Source organism: Rhodococcus sp. UNC23MFCrub1.1 (assembly GCF_000686025.1).
Lineage (GTDB): Bacteria > Actinomycetota > Actinomycetes > Mycobacteriales > Mycobacteriaceae > Rhodococcoides.
This window is the reverse complement of the sequence record NZ_JMLQ01000006.1, coordinates 90,837-116,333: the sequence shown is the minus strand read 5'-3', so window position 1 is coordinate 116,333 and position 25,497 is coordinate 90,837. Positions and strand designations below refer to the sequence as shown.

General features: G+C 68.9%; 22 protein-coding genes. 7 read left to right on the top strand and 15 right to left on the bottom strand.

The window, feature by feature from the left end; all coding sequences use genetic code 11:
* Nucleotides 1–55 precede the first annotated feature (55 nt).
* Complete coding sequence (locus tag BR07_RS24830) at nt 56–1,771, top strand: MDR family MFS transporter (RefSeq protein WP_051613445.1); 1,716 nt, start codon at nt 56–58, stop codon at nt 1,769–1,771.
* A gap of 6 nt (nt 1,772–1,777) precedes the next feature.
* Here BR07_RS24830 and BR07_RS26305 read toward each other — a convergent pair whose 3' ends face one another.
* Together BR07_RS26305 and BR07_RS0115375 are read right to left on the bottom strand one after the other, a co-directional pair.
* Nucleotides 1,778–2,179 (bottom strand): Rv0361 family membrane protein, encoded by a 402-nt coding sequence (locus tag BR07_RS26305; protein WP_051613444.1) that lies wholly within the window; start codon nt 2,177–2,179, stop codon nt 1,778–1,780.
* A 27-nt stretch (nt 2,180–2,206) separates the two neighbouring features.
* Nucleotides 2,207–3,286 carry an alkene reductase gene (locus BR07_RS0115375; protein WP_268788549.1) on the bottom strand — a complete coding sequence of 360 codons (1,080 nt, stop codon included), beginning with the start codon at nt 3,284–3,286 and terminating at the stop codon, nt 2,207–2,209.
* A gap of 267 nt (nt 3,287–3,553) precedes the next feature.
* On the opposite strand from BR07_RS0115375, the gene BR07_RS0115370 reads away from it, so the two are divergent.
* Nucleotides 3,554–4,933: an FAD-dependent oxidoreductase gene (locus BR07_RS0115370; protein WP_027506208.1), complete on the top strand. Its 1,380-nt coding sequence runs from the start codon at nt 3,554–3,556 to the stop codon at nt 4,931–4,933.
* Between the two features lie 54 nt (nt 4,934–4,987).
* Here BR07_RS0115370 and BR07_RS0115365 read toward each other — a convergent pair whose 3' ends face one another.
* Nucleotides 4,988–5,857: an SMP-30/gluconolactonase/LRE family protein gene (locus BR07_RS0115365; protein WP_027506207.1), complete on the bottom strand. Its 870-nt coding sequence runs from the start codon at nt 5,855–5,857 to the stop codon at nt 4,988–4,990.
* Between the two features lie 77 nt (nt 5,858–5,934).
* Here BR07_RS0115365 and BR07_RS0115360 point away from each other — a divergent pair, with 77 nt between their 5' ends.
* On the top strand, nt 5,935–6,669 hold the full coding sequence (locus tag BR07_RS0115360) for an amidohydrolase family protein (RefSeq protein ID WP_027506206.1): 735 nt from the start codon (nt 5,935–5,937) through the stop codon (nt 6,667–6,669).
* On the opposite strand, the gene BR07_RS0115355 is transcribed toward BR07_RS0115360, so the two are convergent.
* Both BR07_RS0115355 and purT read right to left on the bottom strand, forming a co-directional pair.
* On the bottom strand, nt 6,666–7,148 hold the full coding sequence (locus BR07_RS0115355) for a DUF456 domain-containing protein (protein WP_027506205.1): 483 nt from the start codon (nt 7,146–7,148) through the stop codon (nt 6,666–6,668). The two genes, BR07_RS0115360 and BR07_RS0115355, sit on opposite strands and share 4 nt — an antisense overlap.
* Nucleotides 7,145–8,374, bottom strand: coding sequence for a formate-dependent phosphoribosylglycinamide formyltransferase (purT, locus tag BR07_RS0115350; protein ID WP_027506204.1), 1,230 nt, complete (start codon nt 8,372–8,374; stop codon nt 7,145–7,147). Before purT ends, BR07_RS0115355 begins: the two co-directional genes overlap by 4 nt.
* Between purT and BR07_RS0115345 the strand changes: the two genes are divergently transcribed.
* From BR07_RS0115345 to BR07_RS0115330, 4 genes are all read left to right on the top strand, one after another.
* Nucleotides 8,373–8,945: a DinB family protein gene (locus BR07_RS0115345; protein ID WP_027506203.1), complete on the top strand. Its 573-nt coding sequence runs from the start codon at nt 8,373–8,375 to the stop codon at nt 8,943–8,945. The genes purT and BR07_RS0115345 overlap by 2 nt on opposite strands.
* A gap of 62 nt (nt 8,946–9,007) precedes the next feature.
* Nucleotides 9,008–10,096 (top strand): CaiB/BaiF CoA transferase family protein, encoded by a 1,089-nt coding sequence (locus tag BR07_RS0115340; protein ID WP_027506202.1) that lies wholly within the window; start codon nt 9,008–9,010, stop codon nt 10,094–10,096.
* A complete protein-coding gene (locus BR07_RS0115335) occupies nt 10,097–10,699 on the top strand; it encodes a class I SAM-dependent methyltransferase (protein ID WP_027506201.1) in 603 nt (200 codons plus the stop codon).
* Between the two features lie 125 nt (nt 10,700–10,824).
* On the top strand, nt 10,825–12,660 hold the full coding sequence (locus BR07_RS0115330) for an acyl-CoA dehydrogenase (RefSeq protein ID WP_027506200.1): 1,836 nt from the start codon (nt 10,825–10,827) through the stop codon (nt 12,658–12,660).
* Between the two features lie 144 nt (nt 12,661–12,804).
* Here BR07_RS0115330 and BR07_RS24820 read toward each other — a convergent pair whose 3' ends face one another.
* The 10 genes from BR07_RS24820 to BR07_RS0115280 all read right to left on the bottom strand — a co-directional run bounded on the left by BR07_RS24820 (nt 12,805) and on the right by BR07_RS0115280 (nt 25,484).
* Nucleotides 12,805–13,680, bottom strand: a complete 876-nt coding sequence (locus tag BR07_RS24820; RefSeq protein WP_037186092.1) for a hypothetical protein — start codon at nt 13,678–13,680, stop codon at nt 12,805–12,807.
* A gap of 212 nt (nt 13,681–13,892) precedes the next feature.
* On the bottom strand, nt 13,893–14,669 hold the full coding sequence (locus tag BR07_RS0115320; protein ID WP_037186190.1) for an HpcH/HpaI aldolase/citrate lyase family protein: 777 nt from the start codon (nt 14,667–14,669) through the stop codon (nt 13,893–13,895).
* A 20-nt stretch (nt 14,670–14,689) separates the two neighbouring features.
* A complete protein-coding gene (locus tag BR07_RS0115315) occupies nt 14,690–15,169 on the bottom strand; it encodes a MaoC family dehydratase (RefSeq protein ID WP_027506198.1) in 480 nt (159 codons plus the stop codon).
* The gene (locus tag BR07_RS0115310; RefSeq protein WP_027506197.1) at nt 15,166–16,335 is read right to left on the bottom strand and encodes an acyl-CoA dehydrogenase family protein; all 1,170 of its coding nucleotides are present in this window, start codon (nt 16,333–16,335) and stop codon (nt 15,166–15,168) included. The genes BR07_RS0115315 and BR07_RS0115310 overlap by 4 nt, the downstream gene beginning before the upstream one ends.
* Complete coding sequence (locus tag BR07_RS0115305) at nt 16,332–18,326, bottom strand: acetyl-CoA carboxylase biotin carboxylase subunit (RefSeq protein WP_027506196.1); 1,995 nt, start codon at nt 18,324–18,326, stop codon at nt 16,332–16,334. Before BR07_RS0115305 ends, BR07_RS0115310 begins: the two co-directional genes overlap by 4 nt.
* 5 nt (nt 18,327–18,331) lie before the next feature.
* Nucleotides 18,332–19,918 carry a carboxyl transferase domain-containing protein gene (locus BR07_RS0115300; protein ID WP_037186186.1) on the bottom strand — a complete coding sequence of 529 codons (1,587 nt, stop codon included), beginning with the start codon at nt 19,916–19,918 and terminating at the stop codon, nt 18,332–18,334.
* Between the two features lie 171 nt (nt 19,919–20,089).
* Nucleotides 20,090–20,593, bottom strand: coding sequence for a flavin reductase family protein (locus tag BR07_RS0115295; protein WP_027506194.1), 504 nt, complete (start codon nt 20,591–20,593; stop codon nt 20,090–20,092).
* 108 nt (nt 20,594–20,701) lie between these two features.
* Nucleotides 20,702–22,441 carry a VanW family protein gene (locus tag BR07_RS24815; RefSeq protein WP_051613443.1) on the bottom strand — a complete coding sequence of 580 codons (1,740 nt, stop codon included), beginning with the start codon at nt 22,439–22,441 and terminating at the stop codon, nt 20,702–20,704.
* 200 nt (nt 22,442–22,641) lie between these two features.
* Nucleotides 22,642–23,904, bottom strand: a complete 1,263-nt coding sequence (locus BR07_RS24810; RefSeq protein ID WP_081821335.1) for a reverse transcriptase family protein — start codon at nt 23,902–23,904, stop codon at nt 22,642–22,644.
* Nucleotides 23,905–24,185: 281 nt separating this feature from the next.
* Nucleotides 24,186–25,484, bottom strand: a complete 1,299-nt coding sequence (locus tag BR07_RS0115280; RefSeq protein ID WP_027506193.1) for an acetyl-CoA C-acetyltransferase — start codon at nt 25,482–25,484, stop codon at nt 24,186–24,188.
* Between the last annotated feature and the right edge of the window lie 13 nt (nt 25,485–25,497).

Sequence of the window (25,497 nt, the reverse complement as noted above, 5' to 3'; positions counted from 1 at the left end):
GGCCCGGTATGTCCGATAGTCGCAGCGTACGGCCTCGAGGGGGCAAGATGAGCCGATGACGGACGACACACTGCGCCCTGCGACGGGCGCCGGCTCACCACAGCCGGACACGAGCGGCGACACGGGGCAGTTCACCCATCGCCAGATCATGACGATCATCTCCGGTCTGATGCTCGGCATGTTCCTGGCCGCGCTCGACCAGACGATCGTCTCGACGTCCATCCGCACCATCGCGGACGACCTGCAGGGCTTCTCCGTTCAGGCGTGGGTCACCACGGCGTACCTGATCACGGCCACCATCTCCACGCCGCTGTACGGGAAGCTCTCGGACATCTACGGGCGCAAACAGTTCTTCCTGACCGCGATCACGATCTTCGTCATCGGATCGGCGCTGTGCGGCTTCGCCACGTCGATGTACCAACTCGCGGCCTTCCGCGCGTTCCAGGGCCTCGGTGCCGGCGGCCTGTTCTCGCTCGCACTGACCATCGTCGGCGACATCGTCCCGCCGCGGGAGCGGGCCAAGTACCAGGGCTACTTCCTCGCCGTGTTCGGCACGTCCAGCGTGCTCGGTCCGGTCATCGGCGGCGTGTTGTCGGGCCAGTCCGAGATCCTGAACATCATCGGCTGGCGCTGGGTGTTCTTCGTCAACGTGCCCATCGGCATCGTCGCTCTGTTCGTCGTCGCCAAGGTGCTGAATCTGCCGCGTCGACACGGCAGCGCGGTCGTCGACTGGGGCGGCGCCGCGGCGCTGGCCGTCGGACTGGTGCCGCTGCTGATCATCGCCGAGCAGGGACGCACGTGGGGATGGGGCTCCGGGCGGGCCATGATCTGCTACGCCATCGGCGTCCTCGGCATCGCGGCCTTCATCGCCATCGAGATCAGGATGAAGACGAACGCACTCATCCCGATGCGCTTCTTCCGCAACTCGACGTTCAGCGTCGGACTCGTGCTCTCGGTCATCACCGGTGCGGCGATGTTCGGCGGCATCACGCTGCTCCCCCAGTACCTGCAGGTGGTCAAGGGCTCGTCGCCGACGCTCGCCGGGTTCCAGATGCTCCCGCTGGTGCTGGGCATCATGGTCGCGTCGATCTTCTCCGGCCAGATGATCTCCCGCACGGGCCACTACCGTCCGTATCCCATCATCGGCACGACTCTCATGACGGTCTGCATGTTCGCCTTCTCGTTCATCGAGTACGACACACCGCTGTGGATGATCATGATCGCGATGTTCGGTTTCGGGTTCGGCCTGGGCAATCTGATGCAGCCGCTGACCCTCGCGATCCAGAACGCACTGCCGCCGCAGGACATGGGCGTCTCCACCTCGTCGGCCACGTTCTTCCGGCAGATCGGCGGCACCATCGGCGTCGCGGTGTTCCTGTCCCTGCTCTTCTCGCGCGTGACCGACGCCATCGCGTCGGCTCTGCGTTCCGCCGCGGAGACTCCCGTGTTCCGCGAGGCGGTGGGTCAGGCCGCGTCCAGCACCGATCCCGCGGTGTCCGGCCTCGCGCAGGGGCTCGTGCAGGGCAACGGGTCGGCCGCCGGGGGCATCCTGGACGACACGTCCTTCATCCAGAAGCTGCCCGACGCGGTGGCGGCGCCGTTCCAGATCGGATTCTCCGACGCGATGGACTCGGTCTTCGTCGTGGCCGGGTTCGTCCTGGCGCTCGCCTTCGTGATCAACCTGTTCTACAAGGAGGTCCCGCTGCGCACCCAGGGCGGCCTCGCAGCTCAGGCGTCGGAACGCACGGCGAGCAAGGACGCAGCCGAGTAGGACACGTCAGGGACTGCAGAGCAGCCAGTCGTCACCGGACCGCACCGCGTTCCACGTGAGGCTCTGCTCGCTGCCGTCGAGGCTGACGCGCACGTCGGCCTCGGCGGCGTCACCCTTGACCCGCACCTCCTCGATGTTCTCGAGATCCACCGACGTACCCGCATCCGCCAGCGGTGCGTCGGTGATGCCGGGGCACTGCAGTGCGGTGACAGCGGCGGTGTCGCCGGACTTCACAGCCTCGACGTAGGCGGCGACGGCGGTCCCGACACGCTGGTTGTCGCTGACGTTCTCGTCGGGCGACCCGGTCAGCGACAGGATCGCGATGATCACCGCCACGACGACCACCACCGCAGCGGCCGCGATGAAGGGCGCTGCGGTGGTGGGTCTCGGATCCTCTTCGGAGCTCATGCTCCGATCATGTCAGCTCGGTGCAGCTCAGCCCTCGAGCGACGGGTAATCGGTGTAGCCCTCGGCGCCGCCGCCGTAGAAGGTGCTCTCGTCGGGGGTGTTGAGCTCGGTGTCGTGGGTCCACCGGGTCACCAGGTCGGGGTTGGCGATGAACGGCCGACCCACCGTGACGGCGTCGGCGATCTCGTCGGACACCAGCTTCTCGGCCTCGTCGCGAGTGGTCATCGCGGCGAAGCCGGTGTTGAGCACGAACGGGCCGCTCCAGGCCGAACGCAGCTTGCCCAGGAACGGATCCTCGGCGTCGACGAGCACGTGCAGGTACGCCAGGCCGAGGCCGTCGATCTGCGACAGCAGCGCCTCGTAGGCACCCGTCGTGTCGTCCTCGGTGATGCCGCTCGCGGTGCCTCCGGGCGAGATGCGGATGCCGACCCGGCCCGCGCCGATGGCGGCGGAGACGGCGCGCACGACCTCCACGACGAGGCGCGCACGGTTCTCGGGGCTGCCGCCGTAGGAGTCGGTGCGGTGGTTCGCGCCGTCCGCCAGGAACTGGTGGAGCAGGTAGCCGTTGGCGGCGTGCAGCTCGACACCGTCGAGACCGGCCTCGATCGCACGGGTCGAGGCGTCGACGAACACGTCGACCACGCGAGCGATCTCGTCCGCGGCGATCTCGCGCGGCGCGGGGATCTCCTTCGACCCACCCTTGGTGAACATCTCGATACCGGGCGCGATGGCGGACGGTGCGATGGCCTCCAGGCCCGAGTTGTCGGGGTGGGACACCCGACCCGCGTGCATCAGCTGGACGACGATCTTGCCGCCCTCACCGTGCACCGCGTCCGCGATCTTCGCCCAGCCGGCCTGCTGCTCGTCGGTGTGCAGGCCCGGGGTGTTGGTGTAGCCCTTGCCGACGGCGGAAGGCTGCGTTCCCTCGGACACGATGAGGCCGGCACCCGCACGTTGGCGGTAGTACTCGACGACGAGGTCACCGGGCACACCGTCGTCACCACTGCGGCTGCGCGTGAGCGGCGCCATGAAGACACGGTTGCGGGCGTGGATGTCGCCGAGTTCGAGCGGCTGGAGCAGGGGTGATTCGGGACTGAGTTCGGTCACGTCGATCGGCCTTTCGAAGGTGCTGACTGTCGAGCTGTCCTCTGACTCAAGCCCGAGGGGTCCGCGATCCATGCCCGACTGTGGGCCGCATCACTCGGGGGAATCCCGATGTTCACCCAGTTCTCTGTGCACACGTCACGGCCACCTGGCGCACCGGAGGCGCCGCCTCGTCACTTATGCTGGGGTGTCCGCCTCCCTGCGGCCACGACGCCCGCTCCGAGCTCGATGGGCGGCCGGCCGACGACGATGTTAGGTAGATCCACGCTGATGACTGACCAGACCCGCCCGCTCCGAGTGGCCATCGTGGGTGCAGGCCCGGCCGGCATCTACGCCGCCGACGCGTTGATGAAGTCGGACCACAACGTCTCCGGCCCCGGCGTGAGCATCGACCTCTTCGAGCGCATGCCCGCTCCGTTCGGTCTGATCCGCTACGGCGTCGCACCGGATCACCCGCGCATCAAGGGCATCATCACCGCGCTGCACAAGGTGCTCGACAAGCCGCAGGTCCGCCTGCTCGGCAACATCGACTACGGCACCGACATCGACCTCGAGACGATGCGCCGCTTCTACGACGCCGTCATCTTCTCCACCGGCGCCAACGCGGACCGCGCGCTGAACATCCCCGGCATCGACCTCGACGGCAGCTACGGCGCCGCCGACTTCGTCTCCTGGTACGACGGTCACCCCGACGTGCCACGCACCTGGCCCCTCGACGCCGAGAAGGTCGCCGTCCTCGGCGTCGGCAACGTCGCGCTCGACGTGGCCCGCGTACTGGCCAAGACGGGCGACGAGCTGCTGCCCACCGAGATCCCCGCGAACGTCTACGAGGGCCTGAAGGCCAACAAGGCCGTCGAGGTGCACGTGTTCGGCCGCCGCGGCCCCGCCCAGGCCAAGTTCACGCCGCTCGAGCTCCGCGAGCTGGACCACTCCCCCAACATCGAGGTCATCGTCGCTCCCGAGGACATCGACTACGACGAGGGCTCGGAGAAGGCCCGCCGCGAGTCCAAGCAGGTCGACATGGTCGCGAACACGCTGCAGGACTGGGCGATTCGCGATGCCGGCGACCGCCCGCACAAGCTGTTCCTGCACTTCTTCGAGTCGCCGCACGAGGTGCTCGGCCAGGACGGCAAGGTCGTCGGACTGCGCACCGAGCGCACCGAACTCGACGGCACCGGCAACGTCAAGGGCACCGGCAACTACACCGACTGGGACGTCCAGGCCGTCTACCGCGCGGTGGGCTACCTGTCGCAGAACATCGCCGACCTCCCCTTCGACGACCTCGCGGGCACCATCCCCAACGAGGCCGGCCGCGTGAAGAACAACGACGGCACCCCCGTCGACGCCACGTACGTCACCGGCTGGATCAAGCGCGGACCCGTCGGCCTCATCGGCCACACCAAGGGTGACGCCAACGAGACCGTCGCGAACCTCCTCGCCGACGCCCCGTCGTTCGCGGGTGCCACCGACCCGTCCGAGGACGCCGTCGTCGCGTTCCTCGAGGACAAGAAGGTCCCGTTCACCACGTGGGACGGCTGGTACCGCCTCGACGCGCACGAGCGCAGCCTCGGCGAGCCGCAGGGCCGCGAGCGCGTCAAGGTCGTCGAGCGCGAGGACATGCTGCGCGCCAGCGAGCCCGACAAGGCCTGACCCCAGCAGCTGAAGCACCGAAGCCCCGAGGATGTCCTCGGGGCTTCGTGCGTGTCAGATCCGGACGGACAGCAGCCGTCCCTCGCGCTCGTCCTTGCGGGCGTGCTCGTTGAAATCGGGTGCGGCGCAGACGAACAGGGTGCGGCCGTCGTCGCCGCCGAATCCGCACGCGAACACCCCGGTGTCGAAGGTCAACTCGTCGACCACTCCCTCGCCCTCGCGAATCTGCACGATGCGCTGCCCCAGTGCGTCGGCCGCCCACAGCGTGCCGTCCTGCGCGAGAGCGCAACCGTCGGGCGCCACCACCACCTGGCCGATGCCCTCGGCCATGTCCGTCGACTCGGGCATCGGACCGAGCACGGCCCAGTCGCGGCGCGGTCCGAGGACACCGTCGTCGCCGATCGCGAAGGCGCTGATCCGGTTGCCGAGCGTCTCGTCGACGAGGAGATCGCCGCCTGCGGTGACGGCCATGCCGTTCGGGAAGTGCAGATCGGTGGCGTCCTCGTGCACACTGCCGTCCGGCTCGACACGCAGCAGGGAGGCCGTCTCGATGGGCGCCATGTTCATGAGATCGAATCCGAAGTTGCCGACGTAGGCGCGCCCGTCCGCATCCACGTGCATGTCGTTGGCGTTGCCGGTCGCGTGCGCGGACAGGTCCGCGTGCACCACGAGGTCGCCGTTCTCCTCGCGCCGCAGAACGGTCTGATCTCGCATCGAGACGACCAGGAGCCGACCGTCGGGAAGCCACCCGAGCCCGGACGGCTGGTGCGGCACCTCGGCCTCCACCCGGACGTCGCTGCCGTCCTCGTTCGCCGACAGCACCTGGTGGGTGTAGAAGTCGGAGACCCAGACACGACCCTCCCGCCACCGTGGGCACTCGAAGTAGGTGTAGCCCTCCAGGACCACGGTCGGCTCTGCCTTCATGTGTAGCTCCTCGCACGACGAGACGGATGATCGAATGTGACGTACGCCTCATCACATCATGAGGCATCCTGGCAGACGTGTTCGACAGCCACGTCCACATCATCGATCCGCGGTTCCCTCTCGTGTCGAACGGCGGATACGAACCCCCCGTGTTCACTGCCGACGACTATCGCGAGGAGACCGACGGGCTGGGGGTCGTGGGCGGCGCCGTCATCGCCGGATCGTTCCAGGGCAGCGACCAGAGCTTTCTGCTCGCGGCGCTGACCGAACTCGGTGACGGATGGGTGGGCGTGACCCACCTGCCGTGGGACGCCGAGGACGAGGACATCATCGCGCTCGACGACGCGGGCGTCCGAGCGCTCAGATTCAATCTGCGGCGCGGCGACACCGACGTGTCGACCCTCACCGAGCAGGCCGTCCGCGCGCACGAGATCGCCGGATGGCACGCCGAGTTCTACGCGGACGCCGGATTGTTGCTGTCCCTGGAGCCGGTCCTGTCCAAACTGCCGGCCATCAGCATCGACTACCTCGGCATGGCCGAGGACGCCATGCCGTACCTCCTCGATCTCGTCGACAGGGGAGCACGGGTCAAGGCGGCGGGCTTCGGCCGCATCGGCCACGACCCGGTGGAGGCGATGAGCAGGATCCATGCCGTCAACCCCGAGGCACTGATGTTCGGGACCGATCTGCCCGGCACGCGCTCCCCGCGACGCTTCGTCCCCTCCGACATCGACCTGGTGACCGAGGCAGTGGGCGGCGATCTCCAGAGAGTGCTGTTCAGGAACGCGAGGGCCTGGTACCGGGAGCGTTAGAGCACGATGACGGCAACGACCCACACGCCGGCCGCGAGCAGACCACCGAACAGCTCGACGAGGATCGACAGGCCCACCGCCTTGGTGGCGTGGACCGTCGACTGCCAGGCGGATCCCGACGTGCGGGCACGAGGAAGTTCCGCCAGGTACACACCGAGGGGGAACCCGAGGAAGAGTCCGACGACCGGGACGACGAAGAATCCGACGATGCCGACGACGCCGCCCGCGACGATGGAACGGGTGGGCACTCCGGCCGTCTTCAGTCGTCTGCCCGGCCACAGGTACTTGACGACGCCCGATGCCACCAGCAGCGCCGTCGCGATGCCGAACACCGTCCACGCCGATGCGGTGCCGACGACGAAGGCCCAGACGCCGATCGCGGCGAAGATCAGGACGACACCGGGGAGCACCGGGACGACGATCCCGATCAGGCCGATCAGGACGACCAGTCCGACGAGGACCTCGGCACCGGCGGTCACCGTGCCGAGACCGGACGCACGCGGCTCGCGGCGTCGCGTGCACGCTCCCGCGCGGTCTCGACGTCCGGACCGGTCGACACGGCGACGCCCATCCGGCGCTTCGCGAAGCTCTCCGGCTTGCCGAACAGGCGGATGTCGGTCTCCGGGACGCGGAGCGCCTGCTCGACGCCCTCGAAGGCGATGCCCACCTCGTCGAGACCGCCGTAGATCACCGCGGACGCGCCGGGTGTCAGCAGCGTGGTGTCCACCGGAAGCCCGAGGATGGCGCGCGCGTGCAGCTCGAACTCCGACAGCCGCTGGGTGCCGAGCGTGACCAGGCCCGTGTCGTGCGGTCGTGGGCTGACCTCGGAGAAGTACACGTCGTCGCCCTTGACGAAGAGCTCGACGCCGAAGATGCCGCGGCCGCCGAGTGCCGCGGTGACCGTGCGGGCGACCTCGCGTGCGGCGTGCAGAGCGGCCGCCGACATGGGCTGGGGCTGCCACGACTCGATGTAGTCGCCGGACTTCTGGAGGTGGCCGATGGGCTCGCAGAAGGAGGTCTCGTCGGCGCCGTTCTCGTCGACCGCGCGGACGGTGAGCTGGGTGATCTCGTAGTCGAAGTCGACGAAGCCCTCGACGATGACCCGGCCCAGCGCGACTCGTCCCCCGGCCTGAGCGTGGTCCCAGGCCCGCTGGACGTCGTCGTCGCTCGTCACGACCGACTGCCCCTTGCCCGACGACGACATCACCGGCTTGATCACCGCCGGGAAGCCCGTGTGCTCGAGCGCCGCGCGAACCTCGTCCACACTGTCGGCGAACGCGTACGGCGACGTGGGCAACCCCAGCTCCTCGGCCGCGAGCCTGCGGATGCCCTCGCGGTTCATCGTCAGCTGCGTCGCGCGCGCCGTCGGCACGACGGTGGTGACCCCGCGGTCCTCGACCACGGAGAGCGCCTCGGTGGCGATGGCCTCGATCTCCGGCACGACGAAGTGCGGCGCCTCGGACTCGATGACGGCGAGCAGGGCGTCCGGATCACTCATGTCCACGGTGTGGGCGCGGTGCGCGACCTGGTGGCCGGGGGCGTCCGCGTACCGGTCGACGGCGATCACCTCGACGCCCAGGCGCTGGAACGCGATGATCACTTCCTTGCCGAGCTCACCGGAGCCCAGCAGCATCACCTTGGTGGCCGACGGAGAAAGTGGAGTACCGATGCGGGAGGACGTCACTCTTGGAATGCTATCGGGCATGGCGGACACCGAGGACCTGCTCACCTACCTCCAGCGAGGACGGGACGCGGTGGTGTGGAAACTCGACGGCGCGTCGGAGTACGACATCCGTCGGCCCCTCACGTCGACCGGTACCAACCTGCTGGGAATCGTGAAACACCTGGCCATGACCGAGGCGGGGTACCTCGGGTCCACGTTCGGGCGACCGTTCCCCGAACCGATCCCGTGGTCCGACCCGACACTCGAACTCAATGCCGACATGTGGGCCACACCCGACCAGTCCCGCGATTCTCTCGTCGACCTCTACCGCCGGGTGAACGCCCATGCCGACGAGACGGTGCGCACCCTCGGACCGAGAGCGGAGGGGACGGTGCCGTGGTGGACGGCGAAGAACCCCGTGACCGTCGAGTACATCATGGTGCACCTGATCGCGGAGACACACCGCCATGCCGGCCACGCCGACATCGTGCGCGAACTCGCCGACGGCAGCGCCGGACTGGCTCCCGGCAACTCCAACCTGGCGGACGGTGACGCCGACTGGTGGGGTGACTACCGGTCGCGGGTGGACGACGCCGCGTCGGAGTTCCTCTGAGTCTCCCGACCCGCACAGTCCGGTCCTGTCGTCGGGCAGGTTCCGGTGGATAGGGTCGCGCCATGACTACTGCAGGTGGACCTCTCGCCGGAATCAAGGTCGTGGAACTCGCGGGCATCGGCCCCGGACCGCACACCGCGACGCTGCTGGCCGACCTCGGCGCCGACGTCGTGCGCGTCCAGCGTGCGGGCGCGTTGCCGGCCGAGGGATCACCGGGCGACCCCCTGCTCCGCAACCGCCGCATCGTCGAGGCGAACCTGAAGGATCCGGCCGAGCTGGAACGGGTGCTCGACCTGATCTCCCGCGCCGACGTCCTCATCGAGGGCTTCCGTCCGGGGGTCACCGAGCGCATGGGTCTGGGACCCGACGTCGTCGCCGAGCGCAACCCCGGTCTGGTCTACGGACGCATGACGGGGTGGGGCCAGGAGGGTCCGTGGTCGCAGGTCGCGGGACACGACATCAACTACATCTCGGTCACCGGAGTGCTGCACGCGATCGGACGCGAGGGTGAGCGCCCGGTACCCCCGATGAACATGGTCGGCGACTTCGGCGGTGGATCGATGTTCCTCGTCATGGGCATTCTCGCGGCACTGGTCGAGCGCGGTCGGTCCGGGAAGGGCCAGGTGATCGACGCGGCCATGGTCGACGGCACCGTCGCGTTGTCGCACATGATCTGGGGGTGGCGCGGGATCGGCATGTGGTCCGACGAGCGCGGCACGAACCTGCTGGACACCGGTGCCCCGTTCTACGACACGTACGAGACGTCCGACGGCAAGCACGTCGCCGTCGGCGCGCTGGAACCCCAGTTCTACGCCGCGATGCTGCAGGGACTCGGGCTCGATCCGTCGGCCTTGCCCCACCAGCTCGACCGTGAGCAGTGGCCGACGCTGCGGTCGACCTTCACGGAGGTGTTCGCCTCCCGCACGCGCGACGAGTGGGCCGCCGTCTTCGACGGCACGGACGCCTGCGTCACCCCCGTGCTGACCTTCGACGAGGCCACACGCCACCGCCACATGGCCGAACGCGGCAGCCTCATCGACATCGACGCGGTCACCCAGCACGCCCCGGCGCCGCGTTTCGGGCGTACCGCCACGTCCACGCCGGCGGGTCCGGCCCGCTCGTCCGTCGACCCCGACTCGGTCTGGACCTGAGTGGACGCCGCGGCCTGGGACGCCAAGTACGAACGCGCCGAACTCATCTGGGGCGCACCGCCGAACGACATGGTCGTCGAGTTCTGCACCTCCCTGCCGCGCGGCCGGGCGCTCGATCTCGCGTGCGGCGAGGGGCGCAACGCCCTCTGGCTCGCCACGCGCGGATGGAGTGTCGACGCCGTCGACTTCAGCAGCGTGGCGCTGACCAAGGCGGTCCGCATCGCCGCCACGGCCACCGCGTCGATCCGCGAGCGTGTGCGGTGGGCCCACGCGGACGTGACCACACTCACACCGGAGCGGAATTATGATCTCGTTGTCATCGCCTACCTGCATTTATCGCGGACCGAGCGTGAAAACGTCCTCGCGACTGCCGTCCAGGCGTTGAAACATGAGGGAATCCTCGTGATCGTGGGTCACCATTCTGCCAATCTGGAGAATGGCGTCGGCGGTCCTCAGGATCCCAAGATCTTGTACAGCCCAGACGATCTGGTCGCGGACATCGGCGACAGGATGCGCATTCTCGTCGCCGAGGACAGGGTGCGGCACGTAGGTGATTCCGCAGCGATCGACGCCCTTGTGGTGGGACGAGTTACCGACGAGTAGACCCCTATTGGCAGTGTTCCCGATCCGGCGTAACATAGCCGTATGTTACTGGCGAGTAGGTAGCGCCGGGCCACACAGGCGGTACCGAGGCCGGACCGCACCACTGAGACGGAGAACGCATCACCATGGGTCATTACAAGAGCAATCTTCGCGATCTCGAGTTCAACCTGTTCGAGCTGTTCGCCCTGGACAAGACGCTCGAGTCCGGACAGTTCGGCGATCTCGACGTCGACACCGTGCGTGACATGCTCTCCGAGGTCCGCCGCCTCGCCGAGGGCCCGCTCGCGGAGTCCTTCGCCGACGCCGACCGCAACCCGCCGACCTTCGACCCCGAGACGCACACCGTCACCCTCCCGGAGTCGTTCAAGAAGTCGTACCGCGCGCTGCAGGAAGCCGGCTGGGACCACCTGGGCCTCGACGAGGAACTCGGCGGCATGCCGGTACCGCGCCAGGTGTTCTGGGCCGTCGCCGAGATGATCCTCGGATCGAACCCCGCCGCCTTCATGTACTCCGCCGGCCCGGGCTTCGCGCAAATCCTCTCCGACAACGGCAACGAGCAGCAGAAGAAGTGGGCCGTACTCGCCTCCGAGCGCAACTGGGGCGCCACCATGGTCCTCACCGAGCCCGACGCGGGTTCGGACGTGGGCGCCGGCCGCACCAAGGCCGTCGAGCAGGCCGACGGCAGCTGGCACATCGAGGGCGTCAAGCGCTTCATCACCTCGGCCGACTCGGACGATCTCTTCGAGAACATCTTCCACCTCGTGCTCGCTCGCCCCGAGGGCGCCAAGCCGGGCACCAAGGGACTGTCGCTGTTCTTCGTCCCGAAGTTCCACTTCGACAGCGAGACCGGCGAACTCGGCGAGCGCAACGGCGTGTTCGTCACCAACGTCGAGCACAAGATGGGCCTCAAGGTCTCGGCCACCTGTGAGCTGACCCTCGGCGGACACGGCGTCCCGGCCAAGGGCTGGCTCGTCGGCGACGTCCACAACGGCATCGCGCAGATGTTCGACGTCATCGAGCACGCTCGAATGATGGTGGGCACCAAAGCCATCTCGACGCTGTCCACCGGGTACCTCACCGCGCTCGACTACGCCAAGCAGCGCATTCAGGGTGCTGACCTGACGCAGATGACCGACAAGGCCGCGCCCCGCGTCTCCATCACGCATCACCCCGACGTCCGTCGCTCGCTGATGACGCAGAAGGCGTACGCGGAGGGCCTGCGCGCGGTGTTCCTCTACACGGCCGCTCACCAGGACGAGGTTGCCGCACTGCACGTCTCGGGCGCCGACAAGGACACCGCGTTCCGCGTCAACGACCTGCTGCTCCCCATCGTCAAGGGTGTGGGTTCCGAGGTCGCGTACGAGCAGCTGGCGCAGAGCCTCCAGACGCTCGGTGGCTCCGGCTTCCTGCAGGACTACCCCATCGAGCAGTACATCCGCGATGCCAAGATCGACTCGCTGTACGAGGGCACCACGGCCATCCAGGCGCAGGACTTCTTCTTCCGCAAGATCGCCCGGGACCGCGGCGTCGCACTGGCCCACGTCGCCGGCCAGATCAAGACGTGGATCGACAGCGAGGCGGGCAACGGTCGCCTCAAGAGCGAGCGTGCCTTGCTCAACACCGCCCTCGAGGACGTGCAGGGCATGGTCGCCACACTCACGCAGCACCTCATGGGTGCCCAGGAGCAGCCGACCGAGCTGTACAAGGTCGGCCTCGGATCCGTCCGCCTGCTCATGAGCGTCGGCGACCTGATGATCGGCTGGCTGCTGCTGCGTCAGTCCGAGATCGCCATCGCCGCACTCGACAACGGCGCCGGCGAGAAGGACAAGGCGTTCTACGAGGGCAAGATCGGCGCAGCGTCGTTCTTCGCCAAGAACATCCTGCCCCGCCTGACCTCCACCCGTCAGATCCTGTCCGACCTGGACAACGACGTCATGGAGCTCGACGAAGCGGCGTTCTGATCCGCTGAATTCCCACTGCGGGCCGGCTGGTGCTCCAGCCGGGCCGCAGTGCTGTGTGGTGCCTGTTCCCGCACCCATGCTCGTACGCCGCACGCGTGTTGCTCGGCGAGGTCCCGTGCGGGCCACGAGCAAGGGTGCGGGAACTCAGAGGAGGGCGCGCAACCGGGCGATGAGCGCCTCGGGCCGTGCGAGATCCGCCCACGTCCAGCGCACGACGCGGAAGCCGAGCGCGCGCAATGCATCCTCGCGCCGCTTCTCCTGGAACACGGCGTCCCCTGCGTCCTGCCCGGGTCGGAGAAAGCGACCGTACTTCACGCGACCGTCGAACTCGCCGATCACATCGCCCCACAGGAAATCGACGCGCCACACCCCGATTCCCGCCTGAAGCACTGGTGGCGGGAGCCCGACGCGATGGAACAGCACGCGGCTGCGCGACTCACCGACACTCCCCGAGAGCGGGTCGAGGAATGCCGCGACCCGCCTCGCGCCCGCGATGCCGTGCCGACGACTGGCCACGGCGAGTTCGTCCACCAGGGAGTCGCCCTCGATTCCCGCAGCGTCGCCCATGACCACGGCCTGCTCGAAGGGGACGGTCCGCGCCACGTCCACCACGGTCCGAGCCGGCGACGTCACCGTGAACCCGTTCACCACGTGCACGGCGGAGCCCGGCAGCGGCGCGCAGTGCACCATCGTGTCGGCGCGCCGCCGTCCGCCGTTCCGCCGATCGCGCGTCACGTGCACCCTGGTCAGATCGACCGCCCACAGCGGCCACCCGTGCATCAGCGCTGCCGTCTGGTGGCTCATGACCGCGCCACTCGACAGCGCGGGCATCACCGCCTCGAGCAGGACGCGGTGCTTCTCGACGCGGTTCAACCCGTCGAGACGAGTCGCGTCCAGATACGCTCCGTGACCCAGTCGGGTGATGTCGCCCCTCGTGTAGAGCCGTCGCAGCTCGTTGTCGGTGTACCCGTCATGGAGAGCGTTCTGCCGCAGCACCAGCCGTGATGCATCGAGATCCATCGGTCGAGCATGAGCGGGTCCCCGCCCCGGCGATACCCGCTCGGCCGGCATCCTGTGGACAGCGCGCGGTCCGTCCACAGGCCAGTTCACCCGTTCCCGCACCGATGCTTGCGCGACGCACGCGTGTTGCTCGGCGAGGTCGGGTGCGGGACGCGAGGAAGGGTGCGGGAACGCCGGATCCAGCCCCTTCGTACCACCGCGTCACCGACTCGCTAGCCGAGTCCCCGCAGGATGCGGTCGGCGTGCCGGATCACCGGCGCGTCGACCATCCTGCCGTCGACGGTGAACACTCCGCGCTCGGTGGCGGCAGCAGCCACGACCCGACGGGCCCAGTCCACCTGATCGGCTGTGGGGGTGTAACACTCGCGGATCACGGCGGCCTGCGTCGGGTGCAGCGCAACCTTGGCGTCGAACCCCACCGCGACGGCGTCCTCCGACTCGGCGCGCAGTCCGTCGAGATCGGCGATGTTTAGATACACCGAGTCCAGAGCCTGGCGCCCGAACGCCTTGGCCGCCAGCAGAGCGGTCGAGCGTGCGTGCACGGCCACGTCGCGATACGACCCGTCGCCGCGACGCGAGGACGCTCCGCCGAGCGCGGCCACCAGGTCCTCCGCGCCCCACATCATGCCCTCGCACCCGTCGGCTGCGCAGATCTCCGCAGCGTGCAGGATCCCGAGTGGGGTCTCGACGAGGGCGACCACCGATCGTGGAGCCAGTGCCGAGACGTCCTGCGCCGATTCACACTTGGGCACCATCACGCGGTGGTAGACCGTCTCGGACAGGGCTGCCAGATCAGCCTCGAAGTACGGCGTCGATCGCGCGTTGACGCGGATCACGGTGCGGTCCGGATCGAGTGGGGTGTCGACGACGGCCTGCCGCGCCGCTTCCTTGTCACCGGGGGCCACCGCGTCCTCGAGGTCCAGGATCACCACGTCTGCTGCCGCGGCGGCCTTCCGGTAGCGCTCGGGCCTGTCGGCCGGGCAGAACATCCAGACCGGACCGAGCCCCGTCACGACGCGGGAGCCATCCGGACGAGGGTCTTCCGCACGGCGCGCGCGACGACGTCGCCGTGCTGGTTGCGGCCCGTGTGCTCGAACGTCACGACGCCTTCTCCGGGTCTCGACGCCGACTCTCGCTTGTCCGCGATCACCGTCTCGCCGTAGAGGGTGTCACCGTGCAGCATCGGCTTCGGGAAGCTGATCTCCGAGAACCCGAGGTTCGCGACGATGGTGCCCTGCGTCAGCTGGGCGACGGAGAGCCCGACCAGCGTGGAGAGCGTCCACATCGAGTTCACGAGCCGCTCCCCGAACGCGGTGTCCACGCTGTACGCGGCGTCGAGATGCAGCGCCTGCGTGTTCATCGTGAGGGTGGTGAACAGGACGTTGTCCGCCTCGGTGACGGTGCGCCCGGGCCGGTGCTCGTAGACGGTGCCCACCGTCATCTCGTCGAACCACAGGCCGCGCTGGACGATGCGCTCCGGTTCGGTCACAGCCCCACCTGGCGCGCGATGAGCATCAGCTGCACCTCCGTGGTGCCCTCGCCGATCTCGAGGATCTTGCTGTCGCGGTAGTGCCGCGCGACCGTGTACTCGTTCATGAACCCGTAGCCGCCGTGCACCTGCGTGGCGTCGCGCGCGTTGTCCATCGCGGCCTCCGACGAGATCAGCTTGGCGATGGCCGCTTCCTTCTTGAAGGGCTTGCCCGCCGACATGAGCGCTGCAGCGTCGTAGTAGGCGGTCCGGGCGGCGTAGGCGCGCGCCTCCATGCGGGCGATCTTGAATGCGATGGCCTGGTTCCGGCCGATGGCGGTACCGAACGCCTCGCGCTCCTTCGCGTACTTCACACTCTCGTCGACGCACCCCTGCGCCACACCGACGGCGAGCGCAGCGATGGCGATACGGCCCTCGTCGAGGATCTGCAGGAACCCGGCGTAACCACGGCCCTCGTCGCCGAGCAGATTCTCCAGCGGCACACGAACATCGGTGAACGACAGGGGGTGAGTGTCCGAGGCGTTCCAGCCGACCTTGTCGTACGCGGGACCGGCCTCGAAGCCGGGGGTGTCCGTCGGCACGATGATCGAGGAGATCTGCTTGCGCCCGGAGGCATCGGTTCCGGTCACGGCGGTCACCGTCACCAGCTCGGTGATGTCGGTGCCGGAGTTCGTGATGAACTGCTTCGACCCGTTGATCACCCAGTGATCACCGTCGCGCACCGCGGTGGTGCGCGTACCGCCGGCGTCGCTGCCGGCACCGGGCTCGGTGAGGCCGAACGCGCCGAGCGCCCGGCCCGACGTCAGCTTGGGGAGCCACTCCTTCTTCTGCGCGTCCGTACCGAAGCGGTACACGGGCATCGCGCCCAGGGAGACACCGGCTTCGAGCGTGATCGCGACGCTCTGATCCACCTTGCCCAGCTCCTCGAGGGCGAGGCACAGCGCGAAGTAGTCGCCGCCCATGCCGCCGTACTCCTCGGGGAACGGCAGTCCGAACAGTCCCATGTCCGCCATGCCGCGGACCACCTCGTAGGGAAACGTGTGATCGCGATCGTGCTGCGCGGCGACGGGCGCCACCACGGTGCGAGCGAAGTCGCGCACCGAGGCGATCAGCTGCTGGTGCTCGTCGGACAACAGGCTGTGTCCCGCGACGGTCGATGTGCTCATGCTGCATCCTCTTTCGGGTCCGTGGTCATGCGTGCGAGTACCTGGTTCACGGCGACCTGGTCGCCTGTCGCCACCGTCACCTCGACGATGCCGTCCGCGGGAGCAGTGAGCGCGTGCTCCATCTTCATGGCCTCCACGACCACGAGAACGGTTCCGGCCATGACGGTGTCACCGTTCGCCACCTCGACGGCGATCACGGTGCCCGGCATGGGGCTGCGCACCGTGTCCTCGAGCTCCGCCTCGCCCCCGGCGGCGAGGTCGATCTCCGCGGCGGGGCGCAGATGCCACACACCACCGGAAGCCGCGAGCCAGAGCCCGTCCGCGTCCCGCGCAGCCGTGTACGTCGTCCGGCGACCGTCGATCGCGACCACGAGAGTCGCACCGTCGAGAGTCACCGTCAGCGACCGAGCATCTCCGCCGTCGACGGTCACCGCCGCGTCGCTCGGCGACCCGGTCACCGCGACGGTGCGCCGCCGCCCGGCGTCCTCGACGAGGACTGTCGTCGGTGCGCTCCGACCACCGAGACGCCACCCGTTCGGAACGGTCCACGCGCCGGCGTCCTGCGCGGGCCAGGCTGCGCACCAGTCGAACACGGCTGCGGCGGCGATGACCTCGTCCGTCGCGACGGGCGCCGCGTAGTCGGGTGCGACCCGGTCCAGCAGGCCCGTGTCCAGACGGCCGGCGGCGACGTCGGGATCGGCCAGCAGGTACGAGAGGAAGTCGATGTTGGTGCCCACGCCGAGCACCGCCGTCTCGCCGAGCGCCCGCCGCAGGATGCGCAGTGCCTCGGCGCGGTCCCGACCGTGCGCGATGACCTTGGCCAGCATCGGGTCGTAGTCGCTGCCCACCACCGTGTCCGGTGCGAGCGACGAGTCCACGCGGACACCGGTGCCCGCCGGTTCATGCAGTCCGATCACGCGGCCGCCGGTGGGCAGGAAGCCATGGCCCGGATCCTCCGCGTAGACACGCGCCTCGATCGCGTGACCGGTCAACGTCACATCCTCCTGCTGCAGCGGCAGCGTGTCGCCCGCTGCCATCCGTATCTGCAGCTCCACGAGATCGATGCCGGTGACCTCCTCGGTCACCGGATGCTCCACCTGCAGACGGGTGTTCATCTCCATGAAGAAGAAGTCGTCGGGCGCGTCGGCGGAGACGATGAACTCGACGGTGCCGGCGCCGACGTAGTCGACACTCCGAGCGGTCGCACACGCGGCCTCGCCGATCCGCGCCCGCGTCACCTCGTCGAGCAGCGGCGACGGCGCCTCCTCGATCACCTTCTGGTGACGGCGCTGCAGCGAGCACTCGCGCTCACCGAGATGGATCACATGGCCGTGGGCGTCCGCCATCACCTGCACCTCGATGTGCCGGGGACGCAACACGAATCGTTCGAGGAAGAGGGTGTCGTCGCCGAACGACGACGCCGCCTCTCGCCTGGCCCGCACCAGGGCCGCCGTCAGGTCCTCGGCTCGTTCGACCAGATGCATGCCCTTGCCGCCGCCACCGGCCGACGGCTTGATCAGCACGGGGTAGCCGATGTCGGCCGCGGCCGCAATCAGTTCGTCGTCCGTGAGTCCGGGTTCCGCGATGCCGGGCACCACCGGCACGTCGAACGCGGAGACCGCCTTCTTCGCCGTGATCTTGTCGCCCATGGTCTCGATCGCACGTGTCGGCGGGCCGATGAACGTGATGCCGTTCTTCTCGCACGCCGCCGCGAATGCCGCATTCTCCGAGAGGAACCCGTATCCGGGGTGGATCGCGTCGGCGCCGCTGGCGAGAGCCGCGTCGATCACCTTGTCGATGTTCAGGTAGCTCTCGCGTGCGGGCGCCGGACCCAGTCGTACCGCGGTGTCCGCGGAGCGCACGTGCAGCGCGTCGGCGTCCGCGTCGCTGTACACCGCGACGGAGCGAATTCCCATGGTGCGCAGTGTCCGGAACACCCGGACGGCGATCTCACCGCGATTCGCGACGAGCACCGTGTCGATCGTGGTCATCACACTCACATCCTGAAGACGCCGTAGGACACCGGCTCGAGCGGCGCGTTGGCGCACACCGACAGAGCAAGTGAGAGAACAGTTCTGGTGTCGGCCGGATCGATGATGCCGTCGTCCCACAGCCGCGCCGTCGAGTGGTACGGGTTGCCCTGCTCCTCGTACTGACGGCGGATGGGTTCCTTGAACCGCTCCTGCTCGTCCTCGGTCCACGGCTCGCCGGACGCCGACCGCTGATCGCTGCGCACGGTCGCGAGCACCGACGCCGCCTGCTCCCCGCCCATGACGGAGATGCGCGCGTTCGGCCACATCCACAGGAAGCGGGGCGAGTACGCGCGTCCGCACATCGAGTAGTTGCCCGCGCCGTAGGAGCCGCCGATCACGACCGTCAGCTTCGGCACCCGGGCACACGCCACCGCGGTGACCATCTTCGCGCCGTGCTTGGCGATGCCGCCCGCCTCGTACTCCCGCCCGACCATGAAGCCGGTGATGTTCTGCAGGAACAGCAACGGGACGCTGCGCTTGTCACACAGCTCGATGAAGTGGGCGCCCTTCACTGCGGACTCACCGAACAGCACACCGTTGTTCGCGACGATGCCCACCGGGTGGCCGTCGATGTGCGCGAAACCGGTGACCAGCGTCGTGCCGTACTCGGCCTTGAACTCCTGGAACTGCCCACCGTCCACCAGGCGGGTGATCACCTCGTGCACGTCGTACGGGGTGCGTGGATCTGTCGGCACCACGTCGTACAGCTCCGACTGATCGCTCACAGGCAGCGGTGTGCGCACCTCCCACGGCGACGGCGTGCGGGGGCCGAGGGTGGCCACGATCGCGCGGACCCGGCGGAGCGCGTCACGATCGTCGGTCGCGAGGTGATCCGTCACGCCCGAGATCTTGGAGTGGACGTCGCCGCCACCGAGGTCCTCGGCCGTGACCACCTCGCCGGTGGCCGCCTTCACCAGCGGCGGTCCGCCCAGGAAGATGGTGCCCTGGTTGCGGACGATGATCGCCTCGTCGCTCATCGCGGGCACGTACGCGCCACCGGCGGTGCAGGACCCCATCACCGCCGCGATCTGGGCGATGCCCTTCGCACTCATCGTCGCCTGGTTGAAGAAGATCCGGCCGAAGTGTTCCCGGTCGGGGAACACGTCGTCCTGCATCGGCAGGAACGCGCCACCCGAGTCGACGAGGTACACGCAGGGCAGCCGGTTCTGCAGGGCGATCTCCTGCGCGCGCAGATGCTTCTTGACGGTCATCGGGTAGTACGTGCCGCCCTTGACCGTGGCGTCGTTGGCCACGACCATCACCTCGCGGCCCGACACCCGGCCGATTCCGGCGATCACACCGGCGCCCGGGCACGCATCGTCGTACATGCCGTTCGCGGCCAGCGGGGCGATCTCGAGGAACGGGCTGCCGTCGTCGAGCAGCGTGTCGACACGGTCGCGCGGAAGCAGCTTGCCGCGGGAGACGTGCCGCTCACGGGAGGCGTCACTGCCGCCGCGGGCAGCGGCCGCCATGGCTCGGTGCAGCTCGTCGACCAGCGCGAGGTGATCGTCCCGCCTGCTCGTGCGCTCGGTTCGAGCACCGTCCAGCATCGTCATCGCTCAGCCCGTCCGTCAGTTAACACTCACTAACCAGGACAGTAAACGATGATTAACTGAAAGTCCACGGCGGATGCGTGGATCGCCAGGCGCGCGTCCGGAGCCACCCGATCGCTCGGAAATCTGCGGATCCGCGGATTCTCGCTCGACATCGGAGGACGAGACTCAGCGCTGCTCGACGACCAGCTTTCGGAAGCGGCTGCCCTGGAACACGATGGGCGCGACGTCGGAGTGCACCTCGAGACCGTGCACGCGCAGCAGGACGATGGCGTGATCACCCGCCGGCAGCTCCTGCTCGATCGTGGTGTCGAGCCACGAGGACGCGCCGTCGATGAAGATGGCCCCGTCGGGCGTCGTCTCCAGCGTCAGACCAGCGAACCGGTCACCCGTCTTCGCCGCGAGGCTGCGCGCGGCCACGTCGTGGGCCTCGCCGAGAACGCTGATGCCGATGTGCGTCGCGTCGCGGAACTTGGGCCACGTGGACGACGTGTTCTGGATGCACACCGCGACCAGCGGCGGGTCGAGGGAGACCGACACGAAACTGCTCGCGGCCAGACCGACCGGCACGTCGCCGATGCGAGCCGCGATGGCGACGACCCCACTCGGGAAGGTGCCGTACGCCTGACGGAGGGTCGCCTGGTCGAGCTCGGAGGCTGCGGTCTGACTCATGGAACCCCACGGTAGGGCCGCGCGCCATCCGCCGCCACCATCGCGGGCCCGGCACTGGGCAAGGTCACAGCCCCTGGATTCGGATCACGCCGAGCCCAACGGCGGGCCTCACTCGCAGCGGACGATCGGCACCGGGTCGTAGCGCACCGTGCGCGTGTTCCGCGAGATCTCCGCACCCGTCGCCGCGTCGCGGATGATCCGGGTGTCGCTGGTGGTGAAGCCGGGCGCTCCGCTCGACGCGACACATTGCTCTCCGCGCGGCAGCCGGACGGTGTCCGGCGTGGTGGGTCGGCTGCGGGAGCCGGTGATCGACTCCACCTCGACGGTCTTGGTGCCCCACAACCGCACGGTGACGGAGGATCCGTCGGCGAACGACTCGACGACCACACCCGTCGACGCCGGGTTCCGGAACTGCAGATCGATCGCGCCCTCGAAGACCGTCGCCTCGCGGGCCTCGGGGTAGCGGCTGATGTAGTAGCTGTGTTCGGTGTGATCGACGTCGTCCATGCCGCCGAAGTAGCCGGCGTTGTACAGGGTGGTGGCGAACTGGCTGATGCCTCCGCCGACGGCGCGATCGGGTCGGCCGTTGTCGATGATGCCCGACTCGACGAACCCCTGCGCCGTCCCGCGGGGACCGGTGTAGCCATTGAGTGAGAACGTCTCGCCCGGCTTCACCACGGCGCCGTTCACGATGTCCGCCGTGAGACCGATGTTGACACCCGACGCGTACTCGAACCCGCCGGTCGTGTACTCGCTGATCACTTCCCGGATTCCGAGAGCGTTCGCCGCGTCCGTGGTCAGTGCCGCCGGACGCGGTCCGTACTGCGCGACGGTGGTGCGCGCGTCACCGGACGCCGCCAGCAGGTCCGGCAGGGTGGCCAGTGTCTCCGGCCAGCGCACCTCGGTGCCGTCGACGGACGGAACCACCACGGGTCGGCCCCCGGAGAAGTCGAAGCGCGCGTCGACGGGCCGGGTCTCGGTGGCCGCCAGCCCGGGCGCGAGGATGCCGATCGCGGTATTCGTGTCGTACACCGGTCGCAGACCGCCGTCGTCGTCCGGTTCGAAGCTCAGGACCTCGCCGACGCGATCGGGTGCGAGCGTCGTCGTCGCACCGTCCTCGCCGGTCACGACCACCGGCGCCGACACCGCGGGCGTCGCCACGTCCTGGATCGCCGCGTCGATCGCGGCAGCGTCGACCTCGACGTCCTCGACGACGACGGGGAGCTCCACCGGACCGCCCTCGGCCCAGTCGGTGCGGAACGCGGACGCCGCACCCGGTACGTCGAGCGTGCGTCCGGGAACGGGTCCGACGGCGCGGGGCACGCCGGCCTCGATGACCACGTCGCCCTCCACCGCGGGGCGGTCGACCTGCAGGGACAACGACCCGACGGCGGCGGTGAGTGCCGCGTCGTCGACAGTGGACACGACACCGATCTCGCGGGTGCCGAAGAACGACGCGAGCCTGGTGAACGGGGAGAGAGGCTGGTCGCCGGCACGATCGAGGGTTGCGGCCCAGTCGATTCCGAGACCGGCGGCGGCCGGGGTGAGGGTGGCGGCGACATCGTCCGCGCGTACGTCCACCGGGGCGTCGGTGCGCGGACCCAGGGCGTCGCGGAGCCGGTTGTCCGCCTCCGCCACACTGCGGCCGCCGACCTCGACGCCCGCGACGGTCACGCCGCGGGGGATGTCACCGGTGGAGGTGAACCAGTCGGCGGCGTACAGGAGCGCGGCCACGGCCACGGCGACGACGCCGCCGGCCGCGGACAGCGCGATCGTGCGCCGGCGGGTGGAGCGCGTGCCCTCGGGGGCGGTCCGGTGCTCGTGCTGCGCCGGTACGTCCTCGGTCACCCGGCTCCCTTCCGTCGTGCTGAACAGGCGCGTTCGCCCTCTGCTCGAGCCTACCCACTGGGGTCGGAGCCCGACTCCTCACGAAGACGGCTCCGCACCGCTGCCGGGTCGGGGGTCAGGCAGCGATGCGGAGCCATGAGGAGTATCGCCGGACGACCGCACTCGTTACAACTCGAATCAGACCGAACGTCCCGGATCTGTCAGGAGTCCCAATCGACCCGTTCAGCCATGGCCAGAAGTCGTGACCGCCGCGAAGGACTGCTTTCGCCGATCCAGGCGATCTGCCCGTACACCGAGGCACGGAAGTCCGGTACACCTGCACGATTCTGGGCAGCGGCACCGGTACGAACACTGTTGTGGAGCAGCGCGCGGAGTGCGTCGTAGCGGTCGCGGGGCGCCGCGGCACTCTCGTTCACCACCAGCCCGGCCAGCGTCTGCCGACGGTGAGCACGCGCGACGTGAGTCTTGTCACCGTTCACCACGTAGCCCTCGTCGCGCACGATGCGGTCGAGCGCCCAGAGGAGCGTGCCCACATCGGTGTCCGACGGGCCCGACAGCGCCAGGTCGTCGGCGTAGCGGGTGTAGACGAGCCCACGGGCGCGGGCGAGACCCGCGACGCGACGGTCGAGTCCGCGGGCCACCAGATTGGCGAGCGCGGGCGAGGTCGGTGCCCCCTGCGGGAGGTGCGGGACGCGCAGCAGTGCCGCCTGAGTCCGGGGCAGACCGGCGACCTCGTCGACCGGCATCGCGGTGGTGCAGATGCCGGCGAGGACCGACGCCACCCGGTACGGGTACCCGCAGGCCTCGAAGACGGCGCGCACGCGCGGCCTCGTCACCGTCGGGAAGAAGTCCGCGAGATCGACCCGGACGACGACGTCCCGGCCCTCGTGCGGGCGCGCGAAGGTCACGGCACTCCGACCGGCCCGGAAACCGTGAGCGGCAGGATGCGGCACCACGTGATCGAGGACGCGGTGGAGCACGCGCCGCTGCATCTCGCGCAGTCGCGGCTTGGGAATCTCCAGGATGCGCGTCCCGCCGCGACTCTTCGCCACCTCACGAGCCCGGTAGTGGCGCAGCGGCGGAGCCGCCCGACGCAACCAGCCGCCGACGTCGGCGAACCAGTCGAGTTCGGAGACGGTGACGTCCAGGGACGCGGCGAGCTCGGCGGTCGTCGCGAACGCGGGAACCCCGAAGCGCACCGCCGGAGTGGGACGGACGGGCGGCGCGGGGAGGACGAACGGATCACCGGGATACCCGATGACCTCGAGGAGTTCGGCGGCGACCTCCGTCGAATCGGGTGCATGGTTGCGCCGCTCGAGGAGCCTGGTGATGAGGGTCTCGACGTCCGCGACGTGCTCGAACCGGGCCAGCACCTCACCGAGCTCGGTGCTGTTCCACGCGATGTCGACCAGGCGCGGTGCGATCATCCGCGCCGTGCGGTGATGCCAGAACGACTCGGACATCAGCGAGCAGTGGACCGAGGACGTGCGGCGGGGCGAGGCGACCTGAGACTCTCGTCGTCGTCGCAGGCCAGCACGCGAAGCGTGCATCGCTGCGTCGGACGCAGTGCCCGATTCCGTGAATGTTCCCGAGGGTTGCCCTCGAGGAGGGTCGCGCAGGACCCACTCTCGCCTCGCCACCGCTGCACCCCGCCACTGTGCCAGACGCAGACCGCTCGGTCCGGGAAACGGCAGAGGACCCGGCCACCCCTCGCAGCCGGGTCCTCGTGTTCGGTACGGGAGGCTCAGGCCTCCACGATGGCCGTGATGCCCTGGCCACCGGCGGCACAGATGGAGATGAGTCCGCGTCCGGAACCCTTCTGCGCCAACATCTTCGCGAGCGTGGCCACGACGCGTCCGCCGGTCGCCGCGAACGGGTGACCCGCGGCCAGCGAGGAGCCGTTCACGTTCAGCTTGCTGCGATCGATCGATCCCAGCGCACCGTCGAGACCCAGACGCTCCTTGCAGTACTCGTCGCTCTCGAAGGCCTGCAGCGTCGCGAGCACCACGGAGGCGAAGGCCTCGTGGATCTCGTAGTAGTCGAAGTCCTGCAGCGTCAGGCCGTTGCGCTCGAGCAGACGCGGGATGGCGTACGTCGGCGCCATGAGCAGGCCGTCCTTGTAGGAGCCGTTGCCGTGGATGTAGTCCACGGCCGCGAACTCGGAGTCGACCAGGTGCGCGAGCACCGGCAGGTTGTGCTGCGCGGCCCACTCGTCGGTGGACAGCAGCACGGAGGACGCGCCGTCGGTGAGCGGCGTCGAGTTGCCGGCCGTCATCGTGGCGTCGCCCAGCGAGGTGCCGAACACGGGCTTGAGCTTGGCCAGCTTCTCGGCCGTGGAGTCCGGACGCAGGTTGTCGTCGCGGGTGAGACCGAGGTACGGGGTGACCAGGTCGTCGAAGAAGCCACTGTCGTAGGCCTTCGCCATGTTCTGGTGGCTGGCCGCGGCGAGGGCGTCCTGGTCCTCGCGGCGCACGCCGAACTCCTTGGCCGTGACGGCGGCGTGCTCGCCCATCGACATGCCGGTGCGGGGCTCGCCGTTCTTCGGGATCTCGATCCCCAGCATCGACGGGCGGACGCCCGCGAGCAGCTTGAGGCGGTCGGCGGTGCTCTTCGCCCGGTTGAGCGTGAGCAGGAACTCGCGCAGCTCGTTGTTGACGCTGATGGGCGCGTCGGACGTGGTGTCGACACCGCTGCCGATTCCCACGTCGATCCGGCCCGACGCGATGGCATCGCCGACGGCGATGACCGTCTGCATGCTCGTGCCGCAGGCCTGCTGCAGGTCGAACGCCGGGGTGTACGGGCTCAGCGCGCTGCCCAGGACGACCTCGCGGCTGAGGTTGAAGTCGCGGCTGTGCTTGAGCACCGCACCACCGGCCACGAGGCCGAGCCGCTCACCCTGCAGGTTGAAGCGGGAGACGAGACCGTCGACGGCCGCCGTCAACATGTCCTGGTTCGAGGCGTTGGCGTACACCTTGTTCGAGCGCGCGAACGGTATTCTGTTTCCACCGAGGATCGCGACGGGGCGCTTCTCTTTGCTGGTCATCGAACGATTCTCC

Coding starts and splice junctions, on each gene's coding strand:
- BR07_RS24830 (WP_051613445.1), top strand. CDS start 56: ATGACGGACGACACACTGCGCCCTGCGACGGGCGCCGGCTCACCACAG.
- BR07_RS26305 (WP_051613444.1), bottom strand. CDS start 2,179: ATGAGCTCCGAAGAGGATCCGAGACCCACCACCGCAGCGCCCTTCATC.
- BR07_RS0115370 (WP_027506208.1), top strand. CDS start 3,554: ATGACTGACCAGACCCGCCCGCTCCGAGTGGCCATCGTGGGTGCAGGC.
- BR07_RS0115365 (WP_027506207.1), bottom strand. CDS start 5,857: ATGAAGGCAGAGCCGACCGTGGTCCTGGAGGGCTACACCTACTTCGAG.
- BR07_RS0115345 (WP_027506203.1), top strand. CDS start 8,373: ATGGCGGACACCGAGGACCTGCTCACCTACCTCCAGCGAGGACGGGAC.
- purT (WP_027506204.1), bottom strand. CDS start 8,374: ATGCCCGATAGCATTCCAAGAGTGACGTCCTCCCGCATCGGTACTCCA.
- BR07_RS0115340 (WP_027506202.1), top strand. CDS start 9,008: ATGACTACTGCAGGTGGACCTCTCGCCGGAATCAAGGTCGTGGAACTC.
- BR07_RS0115330 (WP_027506200.1), top strand. CDS start 10,825: ATGGGTCATTACAAGAGCAATCTTCGCGATCTCGAGTTCAACCTGTTC.
- BR07_RS24820 (WP_037186092.1), bottom strand. CDS start 13,680: ATGGATCTCGATGCATCACGGCTGGTGCTGCGGCAGAACGCTCTCCAT.
- BR07_RS0115320 (WP_037186190.1), bottom strand. CDS start 14,669: ATGTTCTGCCCGGCCGACAGGCCCGAGCGCTACCGGAAGGCCGCCGCG.
- BR07_RS0115310 (WP_027506197.1), bottom strand. CDS start 16,335: ATGAGCACATCGACCGTCGCGGGACACAGCCTGTTGTCCGACGAGCAC.
- BR07_RS0115305 (WP_027506196.1), bottom strand. CDS start 18,326: ATGACCACGATCGACACGGTGCTCGTCGCGAATCGCGGTGAGATCGCC.
- BR07_RS0115300 (WP_037186186.1), bottom strand. CDS start 19,918: ATGCTGGACGGTGCTCGAACCGAGCGCACGAGCAGGCGGGACGATCAC.
- BR07_RS0115295 (WP_027506194.1), bottom strand. CDS start 20,593: ATGAGTCAGACCGCAGCCTCCGAGCTCGACCAGGCGACCCTCCGTCAG.
- BR07_RS24810 (WP_081821335.1), bottom strand. CDS start 23,904: ATGTCCGAGTCGTTCTGGCATCACCGCACGGCGCGGATGATCGCACCG.
- BR07_RS0115280 (WP_027506193.1), bottom strand. CDS start 25,484: ATGACCAGCAAAGAGAAGCGCCCCGTCGCGATCCTCGGTGGAAACAGA.